Annotated in this window: 6 protein-coding genes; 3 read left to right on the top strand and 3 right to left on the bottom strand. The window is 70.1% G+C overall.

Annotated features, from left to right (window positions below; genetic code table 11):
* The 3 genes from D7V80_RS39885 to D7V80_RS39875 form a co-directional block, all read left to right on the top strand.
* Positions 1 to 2,319, top strand: a 2,319-nt coding sequence (locus D7V80_RS39885) for an isoamylase (protein WP_147447379.1), incomplete at its 5' end; no start/stop codon positions are given.
* A gap of 106 nt (positions 2,320 to 2,425) precedes the next feature.
* Positions 2,426 to 3,088, top strand: a complete 663-nt coding sequence (locus D7V80_RS39880) for a pentapeptide repeat-containing protein (protein ID WP_120593002.1) — start codon at positions 2,426 to 2,428, stop codon at positions 3,086 to 3,088.
* On the top strand, positions 3,085 to 3,603 hold the full coding sequence (locus D7V80_RS39875) for a hypothetical protein (protein WP_120593001.1): 519 nt from the start codon (positions 3,085 to 3,087) through the stop codon (positions 3,601 to 3,603). The genes D7V80_RS39880 and D7V80_RS39875 overlap by 4 nt, the downstream gene beginning before the upstream one ends.
* On the opposite strand, the gene modC is transcribed toward D7V80_RS39875, so the two are convergent.
* The 3 genes from modC to modA are packed head-to-tail and all read right to left on the bottom strand — an operon-like array spanning position 3,600 to position 6,111.
* Positions 3,600 to 4,670 carry a molybdenum ABC transporter ATP-binding protein gene (gene modC / locus D7V80_RS39870; RefSeq protein ID WP_120593004.1) on the bottom strand — a complete coding sequence of 357 codons (1,071 nt, stop codon included), beginning with the start codon at positions 4,668 to 4,670 and terminating at the stop codon, positions 3,600 to 3,602. The genes D7V80_RS39875 and modC overlap by 4 nt on opposite strands.
* Positions 4,670 to 5,347, bottom strand: a complete 678-nt coding sequence (modB, locus tag D7V80_RS39865; RefSeq protein ID WP_120593000.1) for a molybdate ABC transporter permease subunit — start codon at positions 5,345 to 5,347, stop codon at positions 4,670 to 4,672. Before modB ends, modC begins: the two co-directional genes overlap by 1 nt.
* Complete coding sequence (gene modA, locus D7V80_RS39860) at positions 5,347 to 6,111, bottom strand: molybdate ABC transporter substrate-binding protein (RefSeq protein WP_120593003.1); 765 nt, start codon at positions 6,109 to 6,111, stop codon at positions 5,347 to 5,349. Before modA ends, modB begins: the two co-directional genes overlap by 1 nt.
* Positions 6,112 to 6,119 lie beyond the last annotated feature (8 nt).

Raw genomic sequence — 6,119 nt, 5'->3', positions numbered from 1 at the left:
GACGAAGCCCCCGCCCCCACCGCGCCCGCCGTGGAGGACATCGCGCAGCGCGAGCAGGAGCTGCTCACCTGGACGCTGGGCGCGAAGTACGACGCCACGCAGGCCAACATCACCTTCAACGTGTACTCGTCGCGCGCCACGCGCATCGAGGTGTGGATCTACAACACGGCGCAGGGCGCGCAGGAGCGCGTCAGCTACGTGATGACGAAGAACGCGACGACCCACGTCTGGACGAAGACCGTCTCCGTCGCCACGCTGAAGAACAGCTACAACGTCACCGGCACCGTCTATTACGGCTACCGCGCATGGGGCCCCAACTGGACGTACAACTCCAGCTGGACCAAGGCGAACAACACGGTGGGCTTCATCGCGGACGTGGACTCCGCGGGCAACCGCTTCAACCCGAACAAGCTGCTGTGGGACCCGTACGCGCTGGAGCTGTCGCACGACCCGGTGAACCCCAGCAACGCGGACGCCACGGTGTTCGCGTCCGGTCCGCTGCACCGCTACAAGGACAGCGGCCCGTTCGCGCCCAAGAGCATCGTGCTGCCGCCGGACACCACGTCCACCGGCACCAAGCCCACGCGCGCCTTCAAGGACGACATCGTCTATGAGGTGCACCTGCGCGGCCTGACGAAGCAGGACACCGGCTCCGGGCTGGATGCCGCCTGTCTGGGCACCTACAAGACGGCGGGCCAGAAGGCCGCGCAGCTGGCGGCGCTGGGCGTCACGGCGGTGGAGTTCCTGCCGCTGCACGAGACGGACAACGGCAACAACGACACGGTCGCGAGCACCGCGGGCGACAACTACTGGGGTTACATGAACCTCAGCTACTTCGCGCCGGACCGCCGCTACGCGTGCGACCAGACGCCGGGCGGCCCCACGCGCGAGTTCAAGGCCATGGTGAAGGCGTTCCACGACGCCGGCATCAAGGTGCTGGTGGACGTGGTCTACAACCACACCGGCGAGGGCGGCGCGTGGATCAGCGGCGACCCGAACACGTACAACGTCATGTCGTACCGGGGCCTGGACAACCCCACGTACTACAGCCTGACGAAGGACATGAAGTTCAACTGGGACAACACGGGCGTGGGCGGCAACTTCAACACGTTCAACCCCACGGCCCGCAACGTCATCCTGCATTCGCTGTCGTACTGGAAGGACACGCTGGGCGTGGACGGCTTCCGGTTCGACCTGGCGTCGGTGCTGGGCAACATCTACGAGCACGAGACGGCCACGCACGGCGGCTTCGAATACAACCGCGACAACCCGGACACGGCGCTCAATCAAATCACCACGCAGCTGGACCCGCGTCCGGAGGCGGGCGGCGCGGGCACGGACTTCATCGCGGAGCCGTGGGCCATTGGTGGCAATTCCTACCAGGTGGGCAACTTCCCGGCGAAGTGGCGGGAGTGGAACGGCGCGTTCCGCGACACCTTCCGCAAGGACCAGAACCAGCTGGGCGTGGAGAGCATCAAGCCGTCGGACCTGGCCAAGCGCTTCACGGGTTCGTCGGACCTGTATCAGGATGACGGACGCAAGCCGGCCGCGTCCGTGAACTTCATGGTGGCCCACGACGGCCTCACCCTGAAGGACCTGTACACGTGCAACAGCAAGAACAACAGCCAGGCGTGGCCCTACGGCCCGTCTGACGGCGGCGAGGACAACAACCACAGCTGGGACCAGGGCGGCAGCGCGGCGATGCAGCGGCAGGCGGCGCGCAACGGCATGGCGTTCATGATGCTGAGCGCGGGCGTGCCCATGCTGACGGGCGGCGACGAGTTCCTGCGCACGCAGTACTGCAACAACAACGTGTACAACCTGGACTCGAACAAGAACTGGCTGGACTACGCGTGGACCACGGACCAGTCCAACTTCCGCACGTTCACCCAGAGGCTCATCGCGTTCCGCAAGGCGCACCCCGCGCTGCGTCCGGCGGAGTTCTACAAGACGAACGACAACAACGGGAACGTGATGGAGCAGCACCGCTGGTTCAAGCCGGACGGCTACGTGCCGGACGCGTCGTACTTCGACAATGCGGGCAACCACGCGCTGGCCTACCGCATCGACGCGACGGAGTTCTCCGGTGAGACGGTGAGCGCCATCTACGTCGCCTACAACGGCTGGTCCGCCAACGTGAACTTCCTGCTGCCGTGGCCGGGCAACGGCAAGCAGTGGTACCGCGTGACGGACACCTGCTCGTGGGCCGAGGGCGCGAACCAGGTGGTGCTCAACCCGGGCGCCGCGGACCTGATTGGCGGCGAGGCCACGAGCTACGGCGTGTGTGGCCGCGGCGTGCTGGTGCTGGTGGCCAAGTAGCGTGAAGGCCGTGGAGGGCCCGGTGCTCCCTTGGGGCCGGGCCCTTCGCGTGGGAGCGAACACTGCACACTGCACACGCGTGAGGGCGAGCCGGTATAAGGCAGCCATGGCCCAGAATGACAGCGCGGTGGCGAAGCGGCTTCAGCAGGAGGACTCGTTCGAAAAGGAGACGTTCGAGGGGTTGGACCTCCAGGGCATCGACCTGGGTGACAAGGAGTTCTACCAATGCACCTTCCTGAACTGTGAGTTGCAGGAGGGCCGGTGGAAGGACACGCTGCTGGAGGCGTGCGTGTTCCAGGGCTGCAACCTGACGCGCGCGAACTTCAATGCCATCCGGCTGAGGGACGTGCGCTTCGAGGGCTCGAAGCTGATGGGCATTGACTGGACGGGCGTGGCGCCGAACCCGGAGGTGAACTTCGAGGAGTGCGGCCTGCCCTACAGCTCGTTCGTGGCGCTGAGCCTGCGCCAGACGTCCTTCGTGCGCTGCGTGGCGCGGGAAGCGAACTTCTTCGACATGGACCTGACGGACGCGGACTTCACCGGCGCGGACCTCACCGGCAGCAACTTCCGCGGCTGCACGCTGACCCGGACGGACTTCTCCGGGGCCACGGGCCTGATGCTCGACCCCGCGCACAACAAGCTGAAGGAGACGCGCATCCCGCAGGACACGGCGATGTCCGTGGTCCATGAGCTGGGCATGCGCGTGGAGGGCTACCACGCGAAGGCGTCAGGCCGCGGCGGGGCGAAGAAGACGGGTTCGAAGCGGTGAGGGATGGCACCCCGTTCGACCCGGTCGCCGTCGCGCGGATCGCGGTGATGCTAAGGACGGGGCGCGTCGGGCTCCCGCGGCTCATCGCCTGGGCGGATGCCTGGGTGATGAAGCTGGACGCCCCACCGCTCTGGCTGCTGGAGCTGTGCACGGTGCTGGAGGCCGACAGGGCACTCGGGTTGCTCCTCGACATGCCGGGCCTTGCGCGGTCGTTCACCGTCGAGGAGCGGGACGTGGAGGACGCGGACCACCTGGCGAGCCTGCTCCTTCGCCACCGTGACGGGTCCATCTCCTGGGGGGACTTCCTCCAGCGGGCAGGCGAGTACCTGGATGGCAGGAACGGCCACCGGCAGTGCGAGGAGTTCTTCATGCAGCTGAACCTGCTGGAGCGCATGGGGTTTCCGGAGGCCCTGGTGCAGGCCCAGCGCGAGGACATCGAGCGCAGCCTCGTGGACGCGCTGGAGCGGATGGAGTCCGCCCATCGGAGGTTCGAAGCGGAAGCGCGCGGGGACTAGGAGGCCCGTCCCGCCAGGCGGCGGCAGGCGGAGGACTTCACCGCGAGGTGCACGCGCAGGCCCGGTGCGATGGACAGCTCGCGCACGGCGGCATGCGTGAGGCGGACCACCCAGTGCACGCCCATCACGTCCACGTGGGTCGCGCACTCCCCCGCCCCCGCGTCCTCCAGCTTCGTCACCGTGCCTTCGAGCACGTTGCGCGCGGAGACGCCTGTCAGCGGTCCGGTGGACAGGAGGATGTCCTCGGCGGGCACGGCGTAGGCGGCGCGGGTGCCCTGGGGCAGCTCCGGCGCATCCGGAACCCAGAGCGACAGGCCTTCCGTGACGCGCAGCCTCGTGCCCCCGGACCCGGGATGTTCCAGCGCGCCTTCGAGGATGTTCTCCTCGGGCTCACCGGTGAGCAGGCCTCGCGCCACGGTGCCCAGCACCGTGTCCGCCGGGCCCACGGCCTTCACCGCGCCGCCGTCCAGGAGCAGGGCTTCGCGAGCCAGGGCCCGCGCCTCACCGAGCTGGTGGGTGACGTAGAGCAGGGGCACCCGGGCTTCGTCGCGCACGCGCAAGAGGTACGGCAGCACGCGCTCCTTCAACGCGACGTCCAGCGCGGCCAGGGGCTCGTCCAACAGCAGCAGCGCCGGGTCGGTGGCGAGCGCCCGCGCCAGGGCGACCCGCTGCTTCTCGCCGCCAGACAGCGTCACCGGGTAGCGGTGCAGCAGCGGCTCCAGCTCCAGCAGGTGCACGGCTTCGTCCACGCGCGATGGCCGTCCGGCGCGCACGCCGAAGCGCACGTTCTGCCCGGCGGTGAGGTGCGGGAAGAGCAACGCATCCTGCGGCACGTAGCCCATGCGGCGCGCTTCGGGCGGCACGTCGATGCCGGCGGCCGTGTCGAGCAGCACGCGACCACTGACCACGACGCGCCCCGTGGCGCCCCGCCGCAGGCCCGCGAGCACCTCCAGCAGTGACGTCTTCCCGGAGCCCGAGCGCCCCAGCACCGCCACCGACGCGGACGAGAAGCGCGCTTCGACCTCCAGCGGGAAGCGCGCCAGGGGCAGCCGCAGCGACAGCTCCATCACGCGAGCCCCCGCGCGCCGCGCCGCCGCGTCACCACTTCCGTCACGTACATGGCCCCGAACGCGAGCACCACCGAGACGCCCGCGAGCTTCAGCGCCTCCGCGTCCTGCCCCACCTGCGTGCGCTGGAAGATGGCCAGCGACAACGTCTGCGTGCTGCCTGGGATGTTGCCCGCCACCAGCACCGTCGCGCCGAACTCTCCCAGCGCCCGTGAGAACGCGAGCAGCGCGCCCGTGAGCACCCCGCGCCACGCCAGCGGCAGCGTCACCCGGAAGAAGGCCCGCGTGCGCGTGTCGCCCAGCGTGCGCGCCACGGCCACCAGCCGGGGATCCACCTCCTCGAAGCCCGCGCGCGCGGAGCGCACCAGCAGCGGGAACGCCATCACCGCGCTGGCCAGCACCACCGCCTTCGGCGTGAACACCACCTCCACGCCCAGCGCATCCAGCAGCCGCCCCAACGCCGAGTCGCGCGCGAGCAACTCCAGCAGCACCAGGCCCACCGCCGTCGGAGGCAGCACCAAAGGCAAGGCCAGCAGCGTCTCCACCACGCCGCGCCCCGGGCCCTTCCAGCGCGCGAGCGCGTACGCCGCCGCCACGCCCGGCACCAGGATGAGCACCGTGGACAGGGCCGCGACCGCCACCGTGAACAGCACCAGCCCTGTCAGCCCCTCGTCCATCACGGCGCGGGCGTCCCCATCCCTGCGTCCGGCGCGGCCTTCGCCGTGCTCGCGTCCAGGAAGCCCCGCCGGTGGAACTCCTTCCGCGCTCCTTCCGTCTGGAGGAAGCGCACGAACGCGAGCCCGCCTTGCGGCGCCTTGCCCCGCGTCAGCGCCGCCGCCGGGTACACGATGCGCGGCGCATCCCCCTCCGGCACCGTGAACGCCACCCGGACCTTCTTCGATTGCGCCGCGTCCGTCGCGTACACCACGCCCGCGTCCGCCCTCCCCGCCTCCACCGCCGCCAGCGCGGCCCGCACGTCCACCACCGGAACCACGCGCGGCGCCACGTCCGCCCACACGCCCGCCTTCGCCAGCCACGCCTTCGCGTACACGCCCGCCGGCACCGCCGCCGGCTCCGCCAGCACCACCCGCTTGAGCCCCTTCAGGTCCGCCGGCCCGGCGACCTTCACCGCCGACGTCACCGGCACCACCACCAGCAGCCGGTTGGACAACAGGTCCACCCGCGAACCCGCCTGCACGAGCCCCGCCCGGTCGACCGCGTCCAGCTTCGCCTCGTCGGCGGAGAGGAACGCATCCGCCGGGGCCCCCGCGACCACCTGGCGTGCCAGGTCGCTGGACGCCCCGAAGGCGAACCGCACCCGGTGCCCCGACGCCTGCTGGAACGCGGGCGCCAACGCCTGGAGTGCGTCCGTCGTGCTCGCCGCCGCGAACACCAGCACCTCCTCCGCCCGCGCCGACGACACCGCCACCCACACCAGCAGCCCCCCCC

Source organism: Corallococcus sp. CA054B (assembly GCF_003611625.1).
Lineage (GTDB): Bacteria > Myxococcota > Myxococcia > Myxococcales > Myxococcaceae > Corallococcus > Corallococcus coralloides.
Note: the sequence above shows the minus strand (reverse complement) of the source record. Positions and strands in the feature narration are given on the sequence as shown.